Source organism: Sorangium sp. So ce204, assembly GCF_051526795.1.
Classification (GTDB): domain Bacteria; phylum Myxococcota_A; class Polyangia; order Polyangiales; family Polyangiaceae; genus Sorangium; species Sorangium cellulosum_B.
In genome coordinates this window covers 10542331-10563860 of the sequence record NZ_CP150317.1, presented here as the reverse complement: position 1 = coordinate 10563860, position 21530 = coordinate 10542331, and the positions used below count along the sequence as shown (strand labels likewise).

25 protein-coding genes are annotated in these 21530 nt (G+C 71.8%); 17 read left to right on the top strand and 8 right to left on the bottom strand.

Annotated elements, in window-relative coordinates; translation table 11 throughout:
* The first annotated feature begins 34 nt into the window (after positions 1-34).
* The 16 genes from trxA (at position 35) to WMF22_RS39595 (ending at position 14488) form a co-directional block, all read left to right on the top strand.
* Positions 35-358 carry a thioredoxin gene (trxA, locus tag WMF22_RS39670; protein WP_012239959.1) on the top strand — a complete coding sequence of 108 codons (324 nt, stop codon included), beginning with the start codon at positions 35-37 and terminating at the stop codon, positions 356-358.
* A gap of 260 nt (positions 359-618) precedes the next feature.
* A complete protein-coding gene (gene gap / locus WMF22_RS39665; RefSeq protein WP_437295139.1) occupies positions 619-1644 on the top strand; it encodes a type I glyceraldehyde-3-phosphate dehydrogenase in 1026 nt (341 codons plus the stop codon).
* A 4-nt stretch (positions 1645-1648) separates the two neighbouring features.
* Positions 1649-2884, top strand: coding sequence for a phosphoglycerate kinase (locus WMF22_RS39660; protein WP_438033097.1), 1236 nt, complete (start codon positions 1649-1651; stop codon positions 2882-2884).
* A 5-nt stretch (positions 2885-2889) separates the two neighbouring features.
* Positions 2890-3723, top strand: coding sequence for a triose-phosphate isomerase (gene tpiA, locus WMF22_RS39655; protein WP_437301663.1), 834 nt, complete (start codon positions 2890-2892; stop codon positions 3721-3723).
* Positions 3724-3829: 106 nt separating this feature from the next.
* On the top strand, positions 3830-4102 hold the full coding sequence (gene secG / locus WMF22_RS39650) for a preprotein translocase subunit SecG (RefSeq protein WP_437295137.1): 273 nt from the start codon (positions 3830-3832) through the stop codon (positions 4100-4102).
* A gap of 6 nt (positions 4103-4108) precedes the next feature.
* Positions 4109-5761 (top strand): hypothetical protein, encoded by a 1653-nt coding sequence (locus WMF22_RS39645; protein ID WP_438033096.1) that lies wholly within the window; start codon positions 4109-4111, stop codon positions 5759-5761.
* The gene (locus tag WMF22_RS39640) at positions 5758-6432 is read left to right on the top strand and encodes an acyltransferase (RefSeq protein ID WP_438033095.1); all 675 of its coding nucleotides are present in this window, start codon (positions 5758-5760) and stop codon (positions 6430-6432) included. The genes WMF22_RS39645 and WMF22_RS39640 overlap by 4 nt, the downstream gene beginning before the upstream one ends.
* Complete coding sequence (locus WMF22_RS39635) at positions 6429-7547, top strand: DegT/DnrJ/EryC1/StrS family aminotransferase (protein ID WP_438033094.1); 1119 nt, start codon at positions 6429-6431, stop codon at positions 7545-7547. The genes WMF22_RS39640 and WMF22_RS39635 overlap by 4 nt, the downstream gene beginning before the upstream one ends.
* A 134-nt stretch (positions 7548-7681) precedes the next feature.
* Positions 7682-8788, top strand: a complete 1107-nt coding sequence (locus WMF22_RS39630; protein ID WP_438033093.1) for a hypothetical protein — start codon at positions 7682-7684, stop codon at positions 8786-8788.
* Positions 8785-9342 (top strand): hypothetical protein, encoded by a 558-nt coding sequence (locus WMF22_RS39625; protein ID WP_437295132.1) that lies wholly within the window; start codon positions 8785-8787, stop codon positions 9340-9342. The genes WMF22_RS39630 and WMF22_RS39625 overlap by 4 nt, the downstream gene beginning before the upstream one ends.
* Positions 9324-10124: a formyl transferase gene (locus tag WMF22_RS39620; protein ID WP_437295131.1), complete on the top strand. Its 801-nt coding sequence runs from the start codon at positions 9324-9326 to the stop codon at positions 10122-10124. Before WMF22_RS39625 ends, WMF22_RS39620 begins: the two co-directional genes overlap by 19 nt.
* A gap of 161 nt (positions 10125-10285) precedes the next feature.
* Positions 10286-11236, top strand: coding sequence for a LysR family transcriptional regulator (locus WMF22_RS39615; protein ID WP_438033092.1), 951 nt, complete (start codon positions 10286-10288; stop codon positions 11234-11236).
* Positions 11237-11389: 153 nt separating this feature from the next.
* Complete coding sequence (ychF, locus tag WMF22_RS39610; RefSeq protein WP_437295129.1) at positions 11390-12481, top strand: redox-regulated ATPase YchF; 1092 nt, start codon at positions 11390-11392, stop codon at positions 12479-12481.
* A 118-nt stretch (positions 12482-12599) separates the two neighbouring features.
* The gene (locus WMF22_RS39605) at positions 12600-13064 is read left to right on the top strand and encodes a hypothetical protein (RefSeq protein ID WP_438033091.1); all 465 of its coding nucleotides are present in this window, start codon (positions 12600-12602) and stop codon (positions 13062-13064) included.
* A gap of 162 nt (positions 13065-13226) precedes the next feature.
* A complete protein-coding gene (locus tag WMF22_RS39600) occupies positions 13227-13865 on the top strand; it encodes a hypothetical protein (protein WP_437295127.1) in 639 nt (212 codons plus the stop codon).
* A complete protein-coding gene (locus WMF22_RS39595) occupies positions 13862-14488 on the top strand; it encodes a hypothetical protein (RefSeq protein WP_437295126.1) in 627 nt (208 codons plus the stop codon). Before WMF22_RS39600 ends, WMF22_RS39595 begins: the two co-directional genes overlap by 4 nt.
* 61 nt (positions 14489-14549) lie before the next feature.
* On the opposite strand, the gene WMF22_RS39590 is transcribed toward WMF22_RS39595, so the two are convergent.
* Entirely contained in the window at positions 14550-15098 is a 549-nt protein-coding gene (locus WMF22_RS39590) for a DUF4142 domain-containing protein (protein WP_438033090.1), read from the bottom strand.
* Between the two features lie 241 nt (positions 15099-15339).
* Here WMF22_RS39590 and WMF22_RS39585 point away from each other — a divergent pair, with 241 nt between their 5' ends.
* Positions 15340-15615: a hypothetical protein gene (locus WMF22_RS39585; RefSeq protein ID WP_437295124.1), complete on the top strand. Its 276-nt coding sequence runs from the start codon at positions 15340-15342 to the stop codon at positions 15613-15615.
* A gap of 89 nt (positions 15616-15704) precedes the next feature.
* Here WMF22_RS39585 and WMF22_RS39580 read toward each other — a convergent pair whose 3' ends face one another.
* The 7 genes from WMF22_RS39580 to WMF22_RS39550 all read right to left on the bottom strand — a co-directional run bounded on the left by WMF22_RS39580 (position 15705) and on the right by WMF22_RS39550 (position 21486).
* A complete protein-coding gene (locus WMF22_RS39580) occupies positions 15705-16061 on the bottom strand; it encodes a 2Fe-2S iron-sulfur cluster-binding protein (protein ID WP_437295123.1) in 357 nt (118 codons plus the stop codon).
* A complete protein-coding gene (gene hscA, locus WMF22_RS39575; RefSeq protein ID WP_438033089.1) occupies positions 16061-18067 on the bottom strand; it encodes a Fe-S protein assembly chaperone HscA in 2007 nt (668 codons plus the stop codon). Before hscA ends, WMF22_RS39580 begins: the two co-directional genes overlap by 1 nt.
* Positions 18064-18600, bottom strand: a complete 537-nt coding sequence (hscB, locus tag WMF22_RS39570; RefSeq protein WP_437295121.1) for a Fe-S protein assembly co-chaperone HscB — start codon at positions 18598-18600, stop codon at positions 18064-18066. The genes hscA and hscB overlap by 4 nt, the downstream gene beginning before the upstream one ends.
* Before the next feature lie 53 nt (positions 18601-18653).
* On the bottom strand, positions 18654-19130 hold the full coding sequence (locus WMF22_RS39565) for a HesB/IscA family protein (protein WP_437295120.1): 477 nt from the start codon (positions 19128-19130) through the stop codon (positions 18654-18656).
* A gap of 67 nt (positions 19131-19197) precedes the next feature.
* Positions 19198-19647: a Fe-S cluster assembly scaffold IscU gene (iscU, locus tag WMF22_RS39560; protein WP_012239938.1), complete on the bottom strand. Its 450-nt coding sequence runs from the start codon at positions 19645-19647 to the stop codon at positions 19198-19200.
* A gap of 72 nt (positions 19648-19719) precedes the next feature.
* Positions 19720-20937, bottom strand: coding sequence for an IscS subfamily cysteine desulfurase (locus WMF22_RS39555; RefSeq protein WP_437301662.1), 1218 nt, complete (start codon positions 20935-20937; stop codon positions 19720-19722).
* Positions 20938-20955: 18 nt separating this feature from the next.
* Complete coding sequence (locus tag WMF22_RS39550) at positions 20956-21486, bottom strand: MerR family transcriptional regulator (protein WP_437295119.1); 531 nt, start codon at positions 21484-21486, stop codon at positions 20956-20958.
* Between the last annotated feature and the right edge of the window lie 44 nt (positions 21487-21530).

Here is a 21530-nt window from a genome sequence, read left to right as displayed (position 1 = left end):
GAACATGAACAGCGCGGCACCGACGGAGACAATCATGGCAGGCGAGCACATCGTCACCTTCACCAACGAGAATTTTGAGTCCGAGGTCATCAACTCCCCGATCCCGGTGCTCGTGGACTTCACGGCCACCTGGTGCGGACCCTGCAAGCAGCTCGCGCCGATCGTCGAGACGATCGCCAAGGAGTCCCAGGGCACGCTGAAGGTCGGCAAGCTCGACATCGACGCGGCGCCCAAGCTCGCCCAGAAATACAACGTCCGCGCCGTTCCGACGTGCATCCTGTTCCGGGGCGGCGAGAAGGCGGGCTCGTACACCGGCGTCGCGAGCAAGGAGAAGCTCCTCCGGGAACTCGGCGTCTGATCCGCCGCCGCGCGTGACGCCGGCGTGACAGATCCCGGCGCGGCAGCGCCCAAGCGCGCCGGCGCTCCCCTTCCCACAGGCCGAAACCTCCCCAAATACCGACCGAAAGCCCTCCCGGCGAGGCGCCGCTCCGGCCAGCCGGCCGCGGCCCCGCCGCCGCCGGCGCTCCACGTCGCCGGCGCCCCGCGGCTGAGGCTTTGCTTGACCGTCGCGCGCGAGGTGACTACGACTCGCGCCGGCCACTTTCCCAGGAGTTCGTGATGGCGACGAAGATCGCAATTAACGGTTTTGGGCGCATCGGACGCTGCATTGTCCGCGCGCTCTACGAGCGCGGCGTGAAGGATATCGAGCTGGTCGCCATCAACGACCTGACGGATCCGAAGACCCTCGCCCACCTCTTCCAGTACGACTCGATCCACCGCGAGTTCAAGGCGGCGAAGGTCGGCGCCGGCGACAAGTACATCAGCATCGGCGACCAGAAGATCGAGGTCCTCGCGCTGAAGGATCCGGCCGAGCTGCCGTGGAAGAGCCTCGGCGTCGACATCGTCCTCGAGTGCACCGGCCTCTTCACGGACAAGGCGAAGGCCGCCGGCCACATCAACGCGGGCGCCAAGCGCGTGATCATCAGCGCGCCGGCCAAGGGCCACGACCTCACGGTCGTGATGGGCGTGAACGACGAGCTCTACGACGCGCAGAAGCACACGGTCATCTCGTGCGGCTCCTGCACGACGAACTGCCTCGCCCCCATCGCCAAGGTGATGCTCGACAACTTCGGCATCGTCCGCGGCCTGATGACGACGGTCCACTCGTACACGAACGACCAGCACCTGCTCGACATCCCGCACCGCAAGGGCGACCTGCGCCGCGCGCGCGCCGCCGCGGTCAACATGATCCCCTCGAGCACCGGCGCCGCGAAGGCGCTGTCCGAGGTCATCCCGGCGCTCAAGGGCAAGTTCGACGGGCTCGCGATCCGCGTCCCCACGGTCGACGTCTCGCTCGTGGACCTCACCCTCGAGACCGAGAAGCCGATCACGAAGGAGAGCATCCACGCCGCGATGAAGCAGGCCGCCGAGCAGGGGCCGATGAAGGACGTCCTCAACTACACCGATCGGGAGCTCGTCTCGGGCGACTTCATCGGCTCGCCCGCGTCCAGCACCTTCGACTCGACCATGACGTCGGTCCTCGGCGATCGCTTCGCGAAGATCTTCTCGTGGTACGACAACGAGTGGGGCTTCTCGAACCGCATGATCGACCTCGCGCAGCTCGTGGCGAGGAAGGGCGTCTAGCGCCGTGAAGCTCACCGGAATCCGCTCCGTCGAAGACCTCGCCGCCGCCGGGGGCGCCGCTGGCCTCAGCGGCAAGCGCGTCTTCATCCGCGTCGACTTCAACGTCCCGCTCGACAAGAAGACGGGCAAGATCACGGACGACTCGCGCATCCGCGAGGCGATCCCGACGATCAAGCTCGTCATGGAGGCGGGCGCGAAGGTGATCCTCGCGTCGCACCTCGGCCGCCCGAAGCCGGGCAAGACCGAGGGGCTCTCGCTGGAGCCGTGCGGGGGGCGGCTCAGTGAGCTCACGGGCTACGAGGTCCACCTGCCGGACGACTGCGTCGGCGACTCGCCCAAGAAGGTCATCTACGACCTCCGGGCGGGCCAGATCTGCCTCCTCGAGAACCTCCGCTTCCACGAGGAGGAGGAGAAGGACGACGAGGGGTTCGCGCGCCAGCTCGCCGAGCTCTGCGACGTCTACGTCGACGACGCCTTCGGCGCCGTGCACCGCGCCCACGCGTCGGTGCACGCGCTGCCGCGCCTCATGCGCGAGCGCGCCGCCGGCCTCCTCCTCCAGAAGGAGCTCAAGGCGCTGACCCGGCTCGTCGATCGCCCGGAGAAGCCTTACGTCGCCGTCCTCGGCGGCGCCAAGGTCTCCGACAAGATCGACGTCGTCGAGGCGCTCCTCAACGTGGTCGACACCCTGTGCATCGGCGGCGCGATGGCGAACACCTTCCTCGCCGCGCAGGGCAAGAACCTGCAGAAGAGCCGGATCGAGGAGGACAAGCTCCCGCTGGCGCGCACGATCATGAGCAAGGCGCGCGATCGGGGCATCCAGCTCCTGCTGCCCGTCGATGCCGTCGTCGCCTCGAGCATCGACGCGACGCAGGGCGAGCCCGCGTCCGTCGACACGATCCCCGAGGGCACGATGGCGCTCGACATCGGCCCCCGCTCGATCGAGCAGTTCGGCCAGGCGATCGAGCGGGCGAAGACGGTGTTCTGGAACGGCCCGATGGGCCTCTTCGAGACGCCGGCCTTCTCCAAGGGCACGTTCGACGTCGCGCGCATCATGAGCGGCGCCTCCGGCTTCACGGTGGTCGGCGGCGGCGACAGCGCGGCGGCGGTCAAGCAGGCCGGCGAGCAGATCGCCAAGGGCTTCGATCACATCTCGACCGGCGGCGGCGCTTCGCTCGAGCTCATCGAGGGCAAGCGTCTCCCGGGCGTCGAGGCGCTCCGGTCGGTCGAGGTGAGCGAGTGAAGCCCGTGAACGATGGGGGCACGTCCGCGGAGGCGGGCGCCGCCCCGCGGGCGGCCTCGCGTCGTCCGCTCATCGCCGGCAACTGGAAGATGAACGCCGGGGGCCAGGACGCATGTCCTCTCTCGGCGGCCGTCGCCAAGGCGACGCGCGAGCTCACCCGGGCCGATGTGGTGGTCGCTCCGCCGTTCACGGCGATCGCCGCCGTGGCCCACGAACTCGCGGAGGCGAAGAGCGAGGTCGGCATCGCCGCGCAGAACATGAGCGCCGAGGTCTCCGGGGCGTTCACCGGCGAGGTCTCCTCGGGCATGCTCAAGGACGCGGGCGCGACGTGGGTGATCCTCGGGCACAGCGAGCGGCGGCAGCTGTTCGGCGAGACCGACGAGTCGGTCGCCCGGAAGGTCGCCTCGGCGATGGCCGCCGAGCTGCGCCCCATCGTCTGCGTCGGCGAGACGCTCGAGCAGCGCGAGGCGGGTGAGACGCTCGCCGTGGTCGAGCGGCAGGTCCGCGCCGTCCTCGACGAGCTCGCGAAGCAGCCCGGCTTCGGCGTCATCGCCTACGAGCCGGTCTGGGCGATCGGGACGGGCAAGGTAGCGCGCGCCGAGGACGCCCAGGAGGTGCACGCGTTCATCCGCGGCCTGCTCGCGAAGGCCTCGGAGGACCTCGCGGGCGTCACGCGCATCCTCTACGGCGGCAGCGTCAAGGCCGACAATGCGGAGGCCCTGCTCGCCCAGGACGATATCGACGGCGCGCTGGTCGGCGGGGCTTCGCTCGATGCCGCTGGCTTCGCCAAGATCGTCGACGCCGCTCACCGACTGGCGGAGCGCGCGGAACAGGGGTAGATCGCAGGCCGCTCCCGTCTCGCCACGGGAGCGCCGGCCTGTCCTCTCGCCCACTTGCCCCTTGGGCCCCTCGCGCGGTCCAGACTCACCCAGCTGAAAGACGCCGATGCTTCACACGTTCCTCAACATCGTGCACGTGTTCGTCTGTCTGTTCCTGATCCTCGTCGTGCTCCTCCAGCAGGGTCGCGGGGGCGGGATGGGCTCGGCCATGGGCGGCGCGACGGCGCAGGTGTTCGGCGGCCGCGGCGCGGGCAACTTCATGACCCGCCTCACGGCCGTCTGCGCCGTCGTCTTCATGGCGACGAGCGTGTCGCTCGCCTACCTCTCGTCGGCAGGCGACCGCGAGCTGCGCGAGTTCGAGAAATCCCAGGAAAAGTAGGCTCGCGTGCTAGGGCCCGCCCCCGCGCCGGGGAGGGAAGCGGGCAGGGCGCTCGACGCGAGGTCGTCCGTGGAGGCGGCGTCGGCCGTCTCCTTCCCTTTCGCGCGCGACCTTGCCCTCGTCGCCCTCGCCAAGGCGGTCGTCTCCGCCCTGGTCCTCGCGCTCGGCTTCCGGGCGGTGAGCGATGACGACTTCGCGCGCGTGGTCCTCGCGCAGGCGTGGGCCCACGCGCCCCGGCTCGACCCGACGGGGACGAGCTGGCTGCCTGTCCCTTTCTGGCTCATCGGCGCGCTCTTCCGTGTCTTCGCGCCGACCCTCGAGGTCGCGCGCGCCATCGCCTTCGCCCTCGGCCTCGCTTCGGCCGCGCTCGTCCACCTCGCCGCCCGCTGGATCACGGGTGACCGGCGCGCCGCGCTCGCCGGCGCGCTGCTCGCCGGCGCCTTCCCCTGGAGCGCTTGCCTCGGCGTGGCGACGGTCCCCGAGCTGCCGACCGCCGCCCTCTCGCTGTTCGCTGTGGCGTCGCTCGTCACGCCGCCGGCCGGGCCTGCGCCCCCGGCTGGGCGCGCCCTCCTCGGCGCGTTCGCGCTCGTGCTCGCGACGCTCTCCCGCTACGAACCCTGGTCCGTCGCCGTCGCCTTCGCGGCGATGGCGCTGCTCGCTGCCGCCCGCCTCGGCCAGGGCCGCGGCGCGCAGGCGAAGCTCGCGCTCGCCGCGCTCGTCGCGCTCGCCGGGCCCGCCGCGTGGATCGCGTGGAACCACGTCGCTCACGGCGACGCGCTGCAGTTCCTGGCCCGCGTCGCCTCCTACCGCAACGCGATCGGCCCGGGCGGCGACGGCTCGCTGCTGCGGCTCTTCGCGTACCCTGCCGCGATGGTCCGCGAGGAGCCGGAGCTCTTCGTGTGGCCCATCGCCATCGCCCTCGTCGCATGGCGTGCCCGCCGCGGCGCTGCGCCGGGGGCGGCCCGACCGCTCCCGCCGCTCCTTCGCGCGGCCCGTCCGTACGCGCTCCCTGGCGCCGTCGCCGCCTTCCAGATCGCGGCGCTCTCGCTCGCCCTCGTGCGCGACGGCGCGCCCACCCACCACCCCGAGCGAGCGACCCTCCTCGCGTTGCTCTTGCTCGCGCTCGCCGTCGGAGATCTCTCGGCGCGCGCCTTCCGGGGCGCCTCGGCAGGCGCGCGGCGCGCCCTCGGCGGCGCGCTGCTGGTGGTGCTGGCCCTCGGCGCCTTCTTCCGCCCGCACCTGCGCCGCGAGCACTTCAATCCGCGGAGGGACGAGGTCGCCATCGGCCGCGCCGCCGCGGAGCTCACGCCTCCTTCCGCGCCCCTCCTCCTCGAGGTCGTCGACTATGGCCACCTCGCGGCGCTCGCCGCCCTGGGGCGTCCCGAGGGGGTGCACCCCGATCGCTCGATCGATCCCCGTGATCCGCCTGTCCGCTCGAGCTTCGAGGACCCCGCCGCGCTCGCGCGCCGCGCCGCCGGCCTGGGCGCCGCCTACCTCATCGGGCGCGTCAGGCCGCCCGTCATCGATTTCGCCGGCCCGCCGCTCGCGACGCGCGGCGCCTGGGGGATCTGGCCGGTGCCTCCGGCAGGCGGCGCGCTCGGGGCCTTGCCGGAGGGTGGCTCCAGGGGCCCCGCGCACCCGGCGGACGGGGCGCCATGAGCGAGCCCGCAAAGCCCTACTTCGCGCACCCGTCCGCGTGCATCGACGAGCCCTGCGACATCGGCGAGGGGACGAAGGTGTGGCACTTCTGCCATGTCTCGGCGGGGGCGCGGATCGGCCGCGCCTGCGTCCTAGGCCAGAACGTCTTCGTCGCGGGCACCGCCGTCGTCGGCGATGGCGTCCGGATCCAGAACAACGTGTCTCTTTATGACGGCACGCTGGTCGAGGACGACGTGTTCCTCGGCCCGTCCGCGGTGCTCACCAACGTCGTCAACCCGCGTGCCCCGATCGACCGACGCGCGTTCCTCGACACGACGCGCATCCGTCGCGGCGCCACCGTGGGCGCCAATGCCACCATCGTCTGCGGCGTCACGATAGGGCGCCATGCGTTCGTCGGCGCCGGCGCGGTCGTCACGCGCGACGTGCCCGACTATGCGCTCGTCACCGGCGTGCCGGCCCGGCGAACCGGCTGGATGAGCCGCCACGGTCACAAGCTCGTCGCCTCGCGCGACGGCCTCCTGCGCTGCCCCGAGAGCGGCTATCGCTACGAGCGCCGCGGCGACGTCGTCCGCTGTCTCGACCTCGACGAGGACGCGCCGCTCGCCCGGCCCCGCGCCGCGGCCACGCGCCATTACCGCGATCCCCTCTCCCCGGAGGACACCGACGGATGACCGCGCCTGTTCCCTTCTTCGATCGAGCCCGCGGCGATCTCGCCATGCAGGACGAGCTCTCCGCCGTGTTCCAGTCGGTCCTCCGGAGCGGCCACTACGTCCTCGGTCCGGAGGTCGAGGCCTTCGAGTCGGAGTGCGCCGCGTACCTCGGCGTCCGGCACGCGATCGGCGTCTCTTCCGGCACCGACGCGCTGCTCGTCGCGCTGATGGCGCTCGGCGTCGGCGCGGGCGACGAGGTCGTGTGCCCCGCCTACACGTTCTTCGCGACCGCGGGCGCCATCCATCGCACCGGCGCCACGCCGGTCTTCGCGGACGTGCTCCCTGGCTCGTTGAACCTCGACCCCGCCTCCACGGCGCGCGCCCTGACGGAGCGCACCCGGGCGATCCTCGCCGTCCACCTCTTCGGCGGCTGCGCGCCCATGGACGAGCTCCTCGCGATCGCGGGCGGCCGCGGCCTGCCGGTCATCGAGGACGCGGCCCAGGCGTTCGGCGCCGAGCGCGGTGGCCGCCGCGCCGGGGCGCTCGGGCTCATGGGGTGCTTCTCGTTCTTCCCGACCAAGAACCTCGGCGGCTTCGGCGATGGCGGGCTCGTGACCACCGATCACGACGAGCTCGCGGAGCGCGTCCGGACGCTCAGGGCGCAGGGCGCTCGGAAGAAGCACCATCACACCCGCGTCGGCGGCAACTTCCGGCTCGACGCGCTCCAGGCGGCGCTCCTCCGGCGCAAGCTCCCGCGGCTCGGCGCGCTCCTCGAGCGGCGGCGCGAGCACGCCGCGCGGTATGCCGCGCTGCTCGGCGGGCGCGATCTGCCCCTCGCGCTGCCGGACGCCGGCGCCGCGGGGCGCACGTTCAATCAGTATGTGATTCGCCTGAAGGATGCCTCTCTGCGCGATCCGCTGCGGAGCTCGCTCGCGGAGCGGGGCATCGGCACCGAGATCTATTATCCCGCGCCGCTCCACCTCCAGCCCTGCTTCGCGCGCCTTGGCCCGCCGGAGGGCTCCCTTCCGGTCGCGGAGGCGGCGGCGCGCGACTCGCTCGCGCTCCCCATCTTTCCCGAGCTCACGGGCGAGGAGGTCACCCGCGTGGCGGCCGCCATCGCCTCGTTCTTCGGTTGAGCCGGGCGCCTCGGCGCGGCGGCGTCAAGGCACCTGAGCCGCACCTCGCGTCGAGCGCGGCGCGCGTGCGCCATGGCGCCGGGCTCCGGCTTGCCGGATCGCGCGAGCGGGTGCTAGCGTGCGCCGCGCTGACGATGTTGCCGGCTCGCGCCATCACCCCGACTCCTTCCAGCGATCACCTCGCGCTGGGGGTCTCTGTACGGGAGCGGGCTCCGGCGGTCTCGTCCGTGCACCACCTCGACGCCGACGGCACGGTCTGGGCGAGCCAGGGGCGCGTCGTGCTGCGCCGCGCCCGCGGCGTCGGCGCGTTCGAGCCGTTTTGCCGGTTTCCCGCGGCGATGCCGCGTGACGCGATGGCGTTTCAGCGCCTGCTCGTCCGGGCGGCGCGCGCCGACAAGTGCAATGTGTACCGCACGTCGCGCGGCGTCGTCATCGGGGTCCGCGCGGGGACGATCTACCGGCTCGAGGAGGGGCGCGATCCGGCGCCGCTGGGCACGATCGCTGGCGATTGCGTCCTGCACCGCGGGATCGCGGAGGACCCTCTCGGCGCCGCGTACCTCGGCGAGTACACGAGGAACGAGCGCCGTGGCCCGGTGCGCGTTCACCGGGTCGCCCCCGACGGCGACCGCGTCGATGTAGCCCACGAGTTCTCCGCGGGGTCGGTGCGGCATGTTCATGGCATCTTCGCCGACCCGTTCGACGTCGGCGCGGCGTGGGTGACCACCGGTGATCTCGACGGCGAGTGCTACCTGTGGCGAACGCGCGACTGGTTCCGCACGATCGAGAGGTTCGGGGACGGCACGCAGCGCTGGCGCGCCGTGCAGCTGTTCTTCACCGCGGACCACGTGTGCTGGTTGACCGACTCCGAGGTGACGCAGAACCATGCATGCCGCGCCGATCGACGCACGCTCGCCCTCGAGGTGGGCTGTGCGATCCCCGCCTCGGCGTGGCACGGGGCCCAGCTCCCAGGTCCGGTGCTCATCGCGCTCACGGTCGTCGAGCGCGGCGCCGGGGTCCACCGCGACACGGCGGCCGTCCTCGCGAGCCGCGACGGGATCACCTGGCGGGAGCTCGCCTGTTTCCGCAAGGATCGATGGAGTCCTTACTGGTTGTTCAAGAACGGTGTCCTCACGCTGCCGTCTGGACATCTGCGCCAGGACGATCTCTGGTTGAGCGGAGAGGCGCTCGTCGGGCTGGACGGGAGCAGCGTGCGTATCGCGATCGAGGGGGGCTTGCCGTGACCCTGCGCGATCGCGTGCTGGCGGGCGTCCGCGCCGCCGCGGTGTGGCTCGATGATCCGGCCCGGGGGCGCGAGCGCCGGAGCCGCCTCGAGGCCGCGCTGCGACGGGCGGCGTCCGGGGTGACCCGCGCCGCGCCGGCGCGCGCCGAGGGCGCCCTCCGCCCGGCGCTGGAGCAGCGCCGGTGGCGCGCCGGCGCGTGCGCCGACATCGAGGCGGCGCTCGCCGCGGGCGACGCTCGGGGTGCCGAGGAGCTCGAGCGGCTGCTTCGTCATGTCGAGCTCCGTCGCGGCGACGCCTTGGCGGAGATCGAGCCGCCGCAGGATCGCGCCGGCGTCGCGCGTGAGCGCGCCGCGGTCTGCTCGCTGCTCGCGCGGCAGGCGCCAGCGCGCCGCGACTGGCGCCTGCTCAACGCCGCCCTCAAGCTCGCGGATCGGTTCGCGCCGGGGATGTCGTGGCGGGTCGGACCCGAGGTCGCCGCGGACTGGGCCGCGGCGCTCCGCGACGTCGAATCCGCCCTTGCGGAGCTGGAGGCGCAATGCGCATCGCGCTCCTAGCGCCCGTGCATACGAGCATGTACGCGCGGCTGCTCGCGTGGCGGCTCGGTCGCACCGACGGCATCGAGCTGACCGACGTCCTGCTGCGAGCGCCTTACCAGCTCGACCGGCTCCGCGACGAGCTTCGCCTCACCACGCCCGGCCGCGTGCTCGCCAAGGTCACCGGCAAGGTCCTGGTCGGCAGCCTCTCGTCCCCTCGCGAGGGGGAGCGATCGGTGCGGGACATCGCCGCCGAGGAGGGGCTCCCCGGGGCGTCCCTGCGAGACGTCGCCGCGGCGATCGGCGCGCGGTTCCACGTGGTCCAGAACCACAACGACGACCGGTCGCTCGCCGCGCTCCGGGCCGCCGCGCCCGACCTGATCGTGTTCGCGGGCGGCGGCCTGCTTCGCGCCCCGCTTCTGGCGATCCCCAGGATCGGCGTCCTCAACGCCCATGCGGGCGTCTTGCCCAGGTACCGTGGCATGGACGTCGCGCTGTGGCCCTTCCTCGAGGACGGCCCGCCCGAGCTCGGGGTCACCGTGCACCTCATCGACACGGGCGTCGACACCGGGCCCGTCCTGCTGGTCGAGCGGTTCGCGCTCGAGCCCGGAGACGATCACCCGGCCGTGATGAGGCGCGTCGAGCGCGTCGGGCTCGAGCTCATGTGCCGCGCGGTGCGCGGCCTGCGCGACGGGACCCTGACGCCTTCCCCGCAGGCCGCCGACGCGGGGCGCCAGCATTTCGTGCTGCACCCTGCGATCGCGGCGATCGCGGCGAGGCGGCTCCGGGCGCTCGCCCGCTGATCACGCCCCCGCATCACACGCGCGCCGCCGGCTCCTCGGCTGCGAGATTTCCCCTCGCTGGGGCCCCGGGTCGACGGCCCGCCGCGCGCCCTCCTCCGGCGGCTCCTTCGCGCGGCGCTCCGCGACCGGTGAATCTGAGCCCCGGAGCGTACAATCGACGCGTGAAGGCGAGGATTCATGAGCTCGGTTCATCAATCGACCCGTCCGAGGCCGCGCACGCGCTGCGGCTCCTTGTGGCGATCGCGGATCTGCGCTCGTTCTCCGCGGCGGCCGAGCGGCTCGGTCTCACGCCCTCGGCGGTGAGCAAGGCCGTCTCCCGCGCCGAGGCTCGGCTCGGCGTGCAGCTCGTGCAGCGCACGACGCGCCGGGTCTCGCTGACCGACCTCGGCGAAGCGTACGTCGCGCGCGGCCGGCAGCTCCTCGCCGACGTCGAGTCGCTCGAGCGCGACATCGCCGCGCGCGACCAGGCGGTGCGCGGTCCGCTGCGCGTCGCGGCGCCCGCGGTCTACGGCGCGTGCCGCGTCGCCCCGCTCTGCGCGCGCTTCCAGGCCGAGCACCCGGGCATCACCGTGGATCTCCGCTGCGGCGATCGGCTCGCCGATCTGGTCGAGGAGCGCATCGACGTCGCGGTGCGCATGCTCTCCGCGCTCCCGGCCGAGCTCGTCGCGCGGCCGCTCGAGGACGACCGGCGCGGGCTCTACGCGAGCCCGGGCTACCTCCGCCGCCACCGCGCGCCGCGCGGCGCGGCGGAGCTCGGATCACACGCCGGGCTCCGCTACGGCGCGGGCGGCGCGTCGCACGTGGCCTTCCGCCTCGTCGAGCCCGGCGGCGCCGCGGCGACGGCGCGCTTGCCCGCGGTCTTCTCGAGCGACAGCGTCCTCGCCGTGCTCGAGGCGACGCGCGCCGGCCTCGGCCTGGCCGAGCTGCCCGCGTACCTCGCCGCGCCCGACGTCGCCGCGGGCAGGCTGCGCGAGGTGCTCGCCGGGTGGCTCCCGGTGCGCCGCCAGGTCGTCGCGGTGTACCTCCCGTCGCGCTTCCTGCCCGCGCGGGTGCGCGCGTTCGTCGACCACCTCGCCGGCGCCCTCCGCGCGCCCGGCCGCGCGCGGCGCTGACGGCGGACGGCGGCGCGGGCAAACCGGGAATCTCGCTAGGCGCTAGGCGCTAGGCGCCAGGTGCCAGGCGCCTGGCGCTTGGCGCTTGGCGCTCGGGCGGCGCTGCCCACGGGGCCGGGCCGCGCGACCCTGCCTGTGCTAGACGTGCGCGCCATGAGCGTCGAGGTTGGCATCGTCGGACTGCCCAACGTGGGCAAGAGCACCCTGTTCAACGCGCTGACGGCCGCCAAGGCCGAGGCGCAGAATTACCCCTTCTGCACGATCGAGCCCAACGTCGGTGCCGTCCCTGTCCCTGACGATCGGCTCACGACGCTCGCGAAGCTCATCAAGAGCGAGAAGATCATCCCCGCCATGGTGCAGGTGGTCGACATCGCCGGGCTCGTGCGCGGCGCGAGCACGGGCGAGGGGCTCGGAAACAAATTCCTGAGTCATATCCGAGAGGTAGACGCCATTCTCCACGTCGTCCGCTGCTTCACGCTCGCGGACGTCGTGCACGTCGACGGCGGGGTCGACCCGCTCCGCGACATCGACACGATCGAGACGGAGCTGATGCTGGCCGACCTCGGCTCCCTCGAGGGGATGCTGGAGCGCACGCGGAAGCAGGCCAAGGGCGACAAGGAGCTCCTCCCGAAGATCGCGCTCATGGAGAAGTGCCTCGAGGCGCTCCAGGCCGGCAAGCCCGTCCGCGGGCTCTCCTTCGACGACGAGCAGCGGAAGGTCGTGAAGACGTTCGGCCTGATCACGGCGAAGAAGGTCCTTTACGTGGCGAACGTCGACGAGTCCGACGTCTCCGGCACGGGCCCGCTCGCGACGAAGGTGCGCGAGCGCGCCGCCTCCGAGGGCAGCGGCGTCGTGCCGGTCTGCAGCAAGCTCGAGGCGGAGCTGAACGAGCTCGCGCCCGACGAGCGCAAGGAGATGCTCGAGAGCCTCGGCATGAAGGAGCCGGCGCTCTCGACGCTCGCGCGCGAGGCCTACCGGCTGCTCGGCCTCCAGAGCTACTACACGGCCGGTCCCAAGGAGATCCGCGCCTGGACGATCCCGATCGGGTGCACGGCGCCGCAGGCCGCGGGGGTCATCCACAGCGATTTCGAGAAGGGCTTCATCCGGGCGGAGGTCTACAAGGTGGACGACCTCGTCGAGCACAGGACCGAGGCCGCCATCCGCGCCGCAGGCAAGCTGCGCGTCGAGGGCAAGACGTACGTCTTCCAGGACGCCGACGTCGCGCACTTCCTCTTCAACGTCTGACCGTCCGTCCCACGAGCGCGCCCGCTGCCGTCGCTCTCCCCGAGGGCGCCCGGTGCGCCCCGGCTTCGCGGGCGGCGCGGCACCGCCGTTGCTCCTCCGGCGTTCGCGCAGGCGCGGTGTGCCGGCCACGACCGCCGGCGCTCCGCGGGCCTCGCGCTTCTCGGACGGAGGCAGGACGGTGCCCAGGGCGAGCGTCGGCGCGTTTCGTGTGCTGGTTCTCTTCTCCTCGTGGGGGAGCGTCGCGGCGGGCTGCGTCGCGGCTGCAACCGACGTCCCGCCCGAGGAGGCGGGCGCCCCGGACCCGGGCGGCGGCGCGGCGCGGGCGCCTGTTCCGCCCGCGTCGTGCGATGTGCCGCGCGGGTTCTCGGAGGGCGCGCCGCCTCGTTTTCCTGCGGTGCCCGCGCCGGCCATCGGCCACAGGCCATCCGCGGAGCCCGGCGGCGACGTCTTCGGCCGCTTCCTGCGAGCCACCGTCGTCTTCTGCGGGCCCGACGAGCAGCCGTATTTCCTTCACTATCGCTTTTACCTCACTGGCCCGTTCTCGGGCCGCTGGCTGCGCCCGCCGCTCGTCCAGCCGCTCTGACCGCGTCTCCCTGCCCAGCCCGCCTGGCCGCCGGGGCGATCGCCGTTCGTCGCCGTTCGTCGTCGTTCTCCGCCCGATGGCCGCGGCGCCCCGTCCGGTTTTTTGACCCCCTGGATCCGCTCGGCTACCTCCTGCGTCTTCACGAGACGAAAGGACGATCATTTGGGCGCACTCAAAGGATCCATCTCATTCTCGAAGTTCTATGTCCGCGGCGAGCTCCCCGAGGGGTTCCGCGACAAGTTCGTCGAGCGAATCCGCCTCCGCGCGTTCCGGCCGCTCACGGTCGAAGAGGACGCGGAGCAGCGCGCCGGGTGGTGCTCCATCGAGAATCCGCTCGACTGCGAGCTCGATCACGGCAAGATCTTCTTCAACTCGTACATCAACCTCGGGCTCAGGACCGATCGCTGGCAGGTGCCCTCGGCGCTCTTCAAGGCGCATTTCGCCGAGGCGGAGCGGGAGCACCTCGCGAAGCGCGGGCGCGAGAAGCTCGGGCGGCGCGAGAAGGAGGAGCTCCGGGCCGTCGTGTCGAGGAAGCTCCGCGCGCAGCTCATGCCGGTGATGAAGGTCGTGGATCTGTCCTGGAACCTGGAGGCCGGCGTCGTCCGGTTCTGGAACCAGTCGCCGCGCGCGCACGAGGGGCTCTCGGAGCTCTTCGAAGAGACCTTCGAGCTCGATCTCGTGCCGGAGAGCCCGTATACGGCCGCCCGTGAGCTCGGCTTGACGGCCGAGCAGCTGGCCGCGTTCGAGCTGCTCAAGCCCACGGTCTTCCACGCTGAATCGACCCTTGGAGGTGCCCTGTGAGCCTCGCTGAGCTGATCGAGCAGCGCCGGTTCGTCGGCCGCGAATTCCTTGTCTGGCTCTGGTTCGAGAGCGAGCTCTTCGAGGGCCGCTTCTCCCTGGACGCCCTCGGCGTCTGCGAGCTCTGGCTCGAGGGGCAGATCACGCTCGTCCAGGAGAAGGAGCAGAGCCGGCTCAAGGGCGCGGCGCCGAGCAGCGCCCCCGAGGCCCACGAGGCGCTGCGCCAGGGCAAGCTCCCGTCGCACGCGCGCGTCCGCGTCACGCGCGGAGAGCTCGAGTATGCCTTCCTGTTCAACGCCGACGCGTTCTCGCTCTCGGGCGTGAAGATCCCGAGCGTCGTCAAGGACGCCGCGGACGAGCAGTTCTACGAGCGCATGTACCTCATCGAGGAGCTCGAGACGCTCTTCACCGCGCTTTACGGCGAGTTCCTCGCGCTCCGACTCGGCGCCGCCTGGGAGTCCGGGGTGGCGCCGTTCATCCGCACCTGGGTCCGGGGCGAGCCCGTCGACACGGCCGCGTATCAGAAGCTCCGGGGCAAGCTCGCGCCCGTCCGCGGCGCGGCGAGGTCGAGGACGACCCCGCCGCCGGCGGAGAGGCCCGAGCGCGCGGCGCGCGTCGTCGCCTGAGCGCGCCGGCCGCCGTGCGCCGGCCGCGCCGCGCACGGCCGGCGCGCTCGCGCCGCTGCTTCTACTTCACCTTGTCATAGACCTGCCTCGCCATCGCGAGGTGCTCCCGGAGCAGCGGCAGCGCCGTGGTGGCGAAGCGCTTCACGTCGGCGTCCTTCGCATCCTTCGCGGCCTCCTCGAACTCCTCGACGTCGTCCTCGTGGTCGTCGACCATCTCGCTCATGTATTTCCGGTCGAACGCGGCCCCTGTCTTCCTGGACAGCTCGTCGACCTCCTCGCGGTGTTCCCGGGAGAGCTCCTGCTGCACGGGCACGCCCTTCTGCTGCGCGAGCGCCGCGAGCCGCTTGTTCATCGCCGAGTGGTCGTCGATCATCCGCTGCGCGAAGCGCTTCACGTCCGGGCTCGCGGCGCGCTGCTGCGCGAGCTGCCCGAGCCGCACCTCCAGCAGCCCTCCCTGGCCGGCCTCCTCGAGGAACTCCCGATCCGACTCGTCGAGCTTGGTCTGGTTGGCATGGGCTTGCTCCACTGCCGGGCGCTGCCCCGCTGCAGCTGTGGAGGCCGGCAAGGACGCTGCCGCCGTCATGATGGTGAATAGAACAGGCTTGAGCATCTCCTTCCCTCCTTGTCCTGGCGGTCGCCCGCGGCCGCGCCGAGCGCTCCATCGTCCCGCGACGGCCGCGCTCCACGGCTCGGCGCCTCCGGTCGAGCCCCCCGCCGTTTGTCGTGAGGTCGGGGCGCTCTGGCAAGGGGCGCAGCGAGCATCGGCGAGCAGGTGATCGCCTCCGGCTGGAAGGGCAAAAGGCTCCCGAGAACTGGGCCCCGGCCGATCGCTCCATCTACGGTTGGCGCCTGTGGTCGGCGAGTTCTTCAAGCGCCTCACGAACGGCGTCGTCTTCCTCCTCGCCGCCCTGACCTTCTTCCTCGTCCCCATCGGCAGGAAGACGGCCGCGCAGCACCTCGTCGCGATCGTCTCGACGCCGCCGGCCAGGGAGGCCGCCTCGGCCTTCGCCCATATCGCTCGGCGCATCGCCACCGAGGCGCGCACCGAGCTGGACAAGCTTCGCCGCCCGCCGCCCGCGCAGCGCGAGCCGAAGCCGGCGACCGCGAAGGTGCGGCCGCCGCCGTAGCCGTCCCTGCGTCGTTGCGGGTTGATGGCGCTGGTCGGCCCGCGCCGGGCGGCGCGCGCTGCTCGCGCTGATCGGCCCGCGCCGGGGGCTCAGCCCTTGCGCGGATCCTTCACGTTCGGGTGCTCGTTGTAGAAAGCGTCGAGGCTCTCGCGGGAGATCTCCGCCTCGATATCGCCGTCTTTCAAGATCTTCGCCTGACAGCCGAGGCGGCTCGTCGACCGGACGTCGAAGGCCTTGTCGAGGATGTCCTCCTCGTCCTCCTCGGCCTCGCTGAGGAGCTCGCGCCCCTTCGTGACGTAGACGTGGCAGGTGGAGCACGCGCAGACGCCGCCGCACGCGTCGCCCTCGGGCGCGCCCACGGACTTCGACGCCTGGAGGACGGACGAGCCCACCGGGGCCTCGACCTCCCACGCGCGTCCGTGCGCCAGAAATCGGACCTTGGCCATCAGCTCCTCCTCGCATCGACGCCGGCCTTCGCCGGGCCAGCGCCGCCCGCCTCGACCGGCGCGTGGCTCGCGTCGCCCCCGCCGTGCTCGGCCAGGTGCGCGTCCACGCCCTTCGCCGCGGCGACCTTCGCCTCGACGTCCTCGACCTGCTTGCCCGCGATCGCCCTGGCCACGGCGCGGTCCATCCGCCGCCCCGCCCACCCGTGCGTCGCCTCGTCGAGCGCCTCCGTGCGCGCGAGGATCAGCCCTGGCTTGTCGCCGTGGATCGCCGCGTCGAGGCCCTTCAGCGCGCCCTCGATCGCCTCGCGCTCACCGGGCTCGAGCAGATCGGCGTCCGCGGAGAGCGCCTTGCGCGTCGCCATCGCCACGCGCTCGCCCTCGACCCGCGCCTCGACGAGCCGGCGCTTGAGCAGGTCCTCCTCGCCGTGGTCCAGCGCCGCGAGGAGCATGTCCTCGACCTCCTCGTCCGTCAGCCCGTAGCTCGGCTTCACCTCGACCTTCTGCTCGACCCCCGTCGTCAGCTCGCGCGCGGTCACGCCGAGCAGGCCGTCGGCGTCCACGCGGAACGTCACCTCGAGCCGCGCCATGCCCGCGGGCATCGGCGGGATCCCCTTCAGCACGAAGCGCGCGAGCGAACGGCAGTCGGCGGCCAGCTCCCGCTCGCCCTGCACGATGTGCAGATCGAACCCGGTCTGGTTGTCCGCGTAGGTCGTGAAGACCTGCCGCGCCCCCGCCGGGATCGTTGTGTTCCTGGGCAAGATCTTCTCGGCGACGCCGCCCATCGTCTCGATGCCGAGCGACAGCGGCAGCACGTCGAGCAGGAGCACCTCGTCCGCGCGATCCATCGAGCCGGCCAGGATGTCGGCCTGGATGGCCGCGCCCAGCGCGACGACCTCCTCCGGATCGATGTCCTTGAGCGGCTCCTTGCCGAAGAGTCGCGCCACGTAGTCGCGCACGTGGGGCACGCGCGTCGCGCCGCCCACGAGGATCACGCCGTCGATGTCCACGGCCTGGACGCCCGCGTCGCGGAGCGCGCGGCGGCACGCGACGCCCGTGCGCTCCAGGAGCGGCGTGATGAGCGCGTTCAGCTCGTCGCGGGTCACGGTGACCGGCTTCGACGCCGGGCTGCCCGTCGCCTCGGCCGCCTGTACGGGCAGCTCGATCTCGATCTGCGCCGCGTCGGTCAGCGCGTGCTTGATGCTGCGGGCGGTGTCGAGCGCGAGCCGCACCACCTCGGGCGTGCGCCGCGTCGCGCCCATCTCCTCGAGCAGCCGCTCCGCGAGCGCCCTGTCCATGTCGTCGCCGCCGAGCGAGCTGTCGCCCCCCGTGGACTTCACCTGGAAGACCCCGTTGTCGAGCAGGAGGACGGTGACGTCGAACGTCCCGCCGCCGAGGTCGTACACGGCGAACAGGCCGTTCTGCTGCTTGTCGAGCCCGTACGCGAGCGCCGCGGCGGTCGGCTCGTTGAGCAGCCGCAGCACCTCCAGCCCGGCCAGCCTGCCGGCGTCCTTGGTCGCCTGCCGCTGGGCGTCGTCGAAGTACGCCGGCACCGTGATCACCGCGCCGCCCACGGAGCGGAGCTCGCGCTCCGCCGAGGTGCGGAGCTCCCTCAAGATCTCCGCCGACACCTCGACGGGCGTCACGACCGCGTCCCGCACCTTGAAGCGCACGCTCTTCGCGTCCTCGGGGCCCTTCGGCTCCGCGAACTCGTACGGCCCGAGCCGCCGCGTCTCCGGATCGTCGGCGCCGCGGCCCATGAAGCGCTTCACGCTGACGATGGTCTCGCGGGGGTGGCTCTGCGCGAGCCGCCGCGCGCTGTCGCCCACGACCGCGCGGCCGCGCTCGTCGTAGTGCACGACCGACGGCACCAGCCGCGCTCCATTGCAGTCGTCGATGACCACCGGACGGCCGTCCCGCACGCGGGCGACGAGCGAGTTCGTCGTCCCGAGATCGATGCCGATCGGGCTGGGCCTTGCCTTGGGGTCGAAAATTTCGAGGAGGGTCATTTCAAATCTGCGAGCTCTTCTTCGATGGCGCTCACTTCTTCGAGGAACCGCCGGATGTAGCGGAGCTCGCTGAGCAAGGCGAGCACGCCCCGCAGCTGCTCCGCATCATTCCCTGCGGCGGCGAAGGCGCCCTGGATCGCCGTGAGGGTCGCCTGCTCGCGCGCGAGCATCGCCTCGCCGAGCCGCGCGACCCGCGCGGGATCGCGCCCCTTCGCCGCCTCGGCGAGCTCTTCGCGCGACTCCATCATCTCCATGAGCAGGGCGGGGGAGGCCTTCTGCTCGCCCTCCTCGCCCCGCGCGACCCCGGCGCGCTGGAGCAGCGCCTCGGCCCGGCGGATCGGATCCCTGAGGACGCGCAGGGCGTCGTTCGCCTCGATCGCGCGGCCGAGCGCGAGCCGGCGCTCGGCCGCGGGGGCGCCCGCGTAGCGATCGGGGTGGAGCGCGCGGGAGAGATCGCGGTGGCGCTGCTCCAGCGCGCCCAGGTCGAGGTCGAACCGCGGCTCGACGCCCAGGGTATCGAAGGGATCGGTCATGGCGTGCTCTGGGGAAGGCGCCTCGGCGACGGGCGGGCGCCCCCTGCGGCGGCTCAGGCCACCGTGAACGAGTGCCCGCAGCCGCAGCGCGTCGCCTCGTGCGGGTTCTTGAACTTGAAGCCCTGGTACATGAGCGTCTTCTCCCAGTCGAGCACCGAGCCGCCCAGGTAGAGGATGCTCTTCTTGTCGCAGAAGACGCGCACGGTCGCCTTGTCCGGCTCGGCGAACTCCAGGACGAGGTCGCCGGACCGGGGCGGCTTGTCCTCGAACTCGATGACGTAGGAGAACCCGGAGCAGCCGCCGCCGCGGATCCCGACCCGGATGGCGCCCTCGGGCGTGCCGCGCTTGGCGAGCTGCGCCCGGATGGCCTGCACCGCGGCGTCGCTCACCGAGAGCGTCCGCTTCGACTTGGCCTCCGCCTCGCCCGAGGCCCCGTCGCTGCGCGCGGGCGCGCCGTCCGCGGTCGCGGCGTGCGCGGCGTGCGGCCCGGTGTCCGCCGGCTTGGTCGTGGTCTGCTCACTGCTCTGCATGCGTCGTTCCTTCTCCGGTTCCGGTTCCGGTGCTGCGGGCCGCCTCCGCCCCGAAGCCCCGGCGCTGTTACTCCGCGCTCGCCGTCGCGGCGGCCGCGGCGGGGACCGAAGGCGCCGCGCCCGCGAGCTCCCTCTTCGCCTGCTGCTTGGCGCGGAAATCGGCGATGGCGCTCTTGATCGCGTCCTCGGCGAGGACCGAGCAATGGATCTTCACCGGGGGCAGGTGGAGCTCCTCGGCGATCATGCTGTTCTTGATCGTCTCGGCCTCGTCGATCGTCTTGCCCTTCAGCCACTCGGTGGCGAGCGACGACGACGCGATGGCCGACCCGCAGCCGAACGTCTTGAACTTCGCGTCCTCGATGACGCCGCCCTCGCCGACCTTGATCTGCAAGCGCATGACGTCGCCGCAGGCCGGAGCGCCGACGAGCCCGGTGCCGACGCGCTCGTCATTCTTGTCGAGCGTGCCGACGTTGTGGGGGTTCTCGTAGTGCTCGATGACCTTATCGCTGTATGCCATGGCTCTCTCCTCGACCGTTTCCTTTCGTCTCGAAATCTCGCTCTGTCGGGCCGGCGGCGCTCGCGCCGCTCGTCAGTGGGCCGCCCACTGCACGCTGTTCAGGTCGATCCCCTCTTTGTGCATCTCGTAGAGGGGCGACATGTCGCGCAGCTTGTTCACCTTCCGGATCACGAGGTCAGCCACGTAGTCGACCTCCTCCTCGGTGGTGAAGCGCCCGAGCCCGAACCGGATGGACGAGTGGGCGAGGTCGTCGCCGATGCCCATCGCGTGGAGGACGTAGGAGGGCTCCAGGCTGGCGCTCGTGCACGCCGAGCCGCTCGAGACCGCCACGTCCTTGATCGCCATCATCATGGCCTCACCCTCGACGAAGCTGAACGACACGTTGAGGTTGCCCGGCAGCCGCCGATCGGGCGAGCCGTTCAGCTGGATGGCGTCGAGCTCCTTCCAGAGCCGGCTCCTGAGCCGCTCGCGCAGCGACAGGATGCGCGCCGACTCCGCCTCGCCCTCCTCCATGAGGATCTCGGCTGCCCTGGCGAACCCGACGATGCCGGGCACGTTGAGCGTGCCGGACCGCATGCCGAACTCGTGGCCGCCGCCGTCCATCTGCGCGGTGATGCGGACGCGCGGCTTCGACCTGCGCACGTACAGGAAGCCGATGCCCTTCGGGCCGTAGATCTTGTGGGCCGTCACCGACGCGAGGTCGACCCCCATCTGCTCGACGTTGAACGGGACCTTCCCGACCCCCTGCACCGCGTCGGAGTGGAGGAGGACGCCCCTCGATTTCGTGATCTTCCCGATCTCGGCGATGGGCTGGACCGTGCCGACCTCGTTGTTGGCCAGCATGATCGAGACGAGGATCGTCTTGTCGGTGATCGCCCGGGCGACGTCGTCCGGGTCGACCATCCCGTACTTGTCGACCTTGAGGTAGGTGACCTCGTAGCCCTGCTTCTCGAGCCGCTTGCAGGTGTCGAGCACCGCCTTGTGCTCGATGACGCTCGTGATGATGTGGTTGCCCTTGTCCTTGTAGAACTCGGCGACCCCCTTGATGGCGATGTTGTCGCTCTCGGTCGCGCCGGAGGTGAAGACGATCTCCTTGGGGTTCGAGGCGCCGATGAACCTGGCGAGCGTCTCGCGAGCGTGGCCGACCGCCTCCTCGGCCGTCCAGCCGAAGACGTGGCTCCGGCTCGCGGCGTTGCCGAATTTGCCGTTGAAATACGGCAGCATGGCGTCGAGGACACGCTGATCGACGGGCGTCGTCGCGTGGTAGTCCATGTAGATCGGAAGCTGGATACCCATGATGTTTCTCGCTCAGCGGTGATTCGAGCCGTGGCGGCAATGCCCATTGCCGCGGATGCCGGCGACGAGCTCGGGCTCAGCCGTGCTCTTGTCGTGGAGGTTACAGTTCGTGCAGGCGGCGACGAGCTCTGCCGGGTCGCACGTCTCGCAGGTGTCGAGGTAGGCGAGGCTCGCCACGAGCTCGTGCTCGAGGGTCTTGAGGTGCGCGACCTGCTCCCGCACCTCTTCGAGCTTCTGCTGGTAGACGTGGCGGATCTGCGCCATCGCGCCGGGGGCCGAGGGGGACGACTCCCAGGTCGAGACGATCTGCTGGATCTGGCTCAGCGACAGGCCGAGGTCGTGGAGCTTGCCGATCCACCGGACGCGGGTCAGGGCCGCGTGATCGTAGAGCCGGTAGCGCCCCTTGGAGCGGGCGTGCGGCGTGAGCAACCCCACCTCTTCGTAGTGGTGGATCGCCCGCACGGTTTTCCCGGTTGCCTTGGCGATGTCCCCCACCTGAAGGAGACGCTCCTCTTCTTCCTCGGCACCGCCGAGAGCCCGCATCAGCTCGTCCGTTCGGGACGTGCTGGACGTGATGGGCCCCGCGA

Bases quoted from the DNA above. Each gene is read 5' to 3' on its own strand.
- hscA (WP_438033089.1), bottom strand. From the start codon at position 18,067: ATGACCCTCCTCGAAATTTTCGACCCCAAGGCAAGGCCCAGCCCGATC.
- WMF22_RS39550 (WP_437295119.1), bottom strand. From the start codon at position 21,486: ATGCGGGCTCTCGGCGGTGCCGAGGAAGAAGAGGAGCGTCTCCTTCAG.
- ychF (WP_437295129.1), top strand. From the start codon at position 11,390: ATGAGCGTCGAGGTTGGCATCGTCGGACTGCCCAACGTGGGCAAGAGC.
- iscU (WP_012239938.1), bottom strand. From the start codon at position 19,647: ATGGCATACAGCGATAAGGTCATCGAGCACTACGAGAACCCCCACAAC.
- hscB (WP_437295121.1), bottom strand. From the start codon at position 18,600: ATGACCGATCCCTTCGATACCCTGGGCGTCGAGCCGCGGTTCGACCTC.
- WMF22_RS39640 (WP_438033095.1), top strand. From the start codon at position 5,758: ATGAGCGAGCCCGCAAAGCCCTACTTCGCGCACCCGTCCGCGTGCATC.
- gap (WP_437295139.1), top strand. From the start codon at position 619: ATGGCGACGAAGATCGCAATTAACGGTTTTGGGCGCATCGGACGCTGC.
- WMF22_RS39580 (WP_437295123.1), bottom strand. From the start codon at position 16,061: ATGGCCAAGGTCCGATTTCTGGCGCACGGACGCGCGTGGGAGGTCGAG.
- trxA (WP_012239959.1), top strand. From the start codon at position 35: ATGGCAGGCGAGCACATCGTCACCTTCACCAACGAGAATTTTGAGTCC.
- WMF22_RS39565 (WP_437295120.1), bottom strand. From the start codon at position 19,130: ATGCAGAGCAGTGAGCAGACCACGACCAAGCCGGCGGACACCGGGCCG.
- WMF22_RS39620 (WP_437295131.1), top strand. From the start codon at position 9,324: ATGCGCATCGCGCTCCTAGCGCCCGTGCATACGAGCATGTACGCGCGG.
- WMF22_RS39590 (WP_438033090.1), bottom strand. From the start codon at position 15,098: ATGCTCAAGCCTGTTCTATTCACCATCATGACGGCGGCAGCGTCCTTG.
- WMF22_RS39630 (WP_438033093.1), top strand. From the start codon at position 7,682: ATGTTGCCGGCTCGCGCCATCACCCCGACTCCTTCCAGCGATCACCTC.
- WMF22_RS39635 (WP_438033094.1), top strand. From the start codon at position 6,429: ATGACCGCGCCTGTTCCCTTCTTCGATCGAGCCCGCGGCGATCTCGCC.
- secG (WP_437295137.1), top strand. From the start codon at position 3,830: ATGCTTCACACGTTCCTCAACATCGTGCACGTGTTCGTCTGTCTGTTC.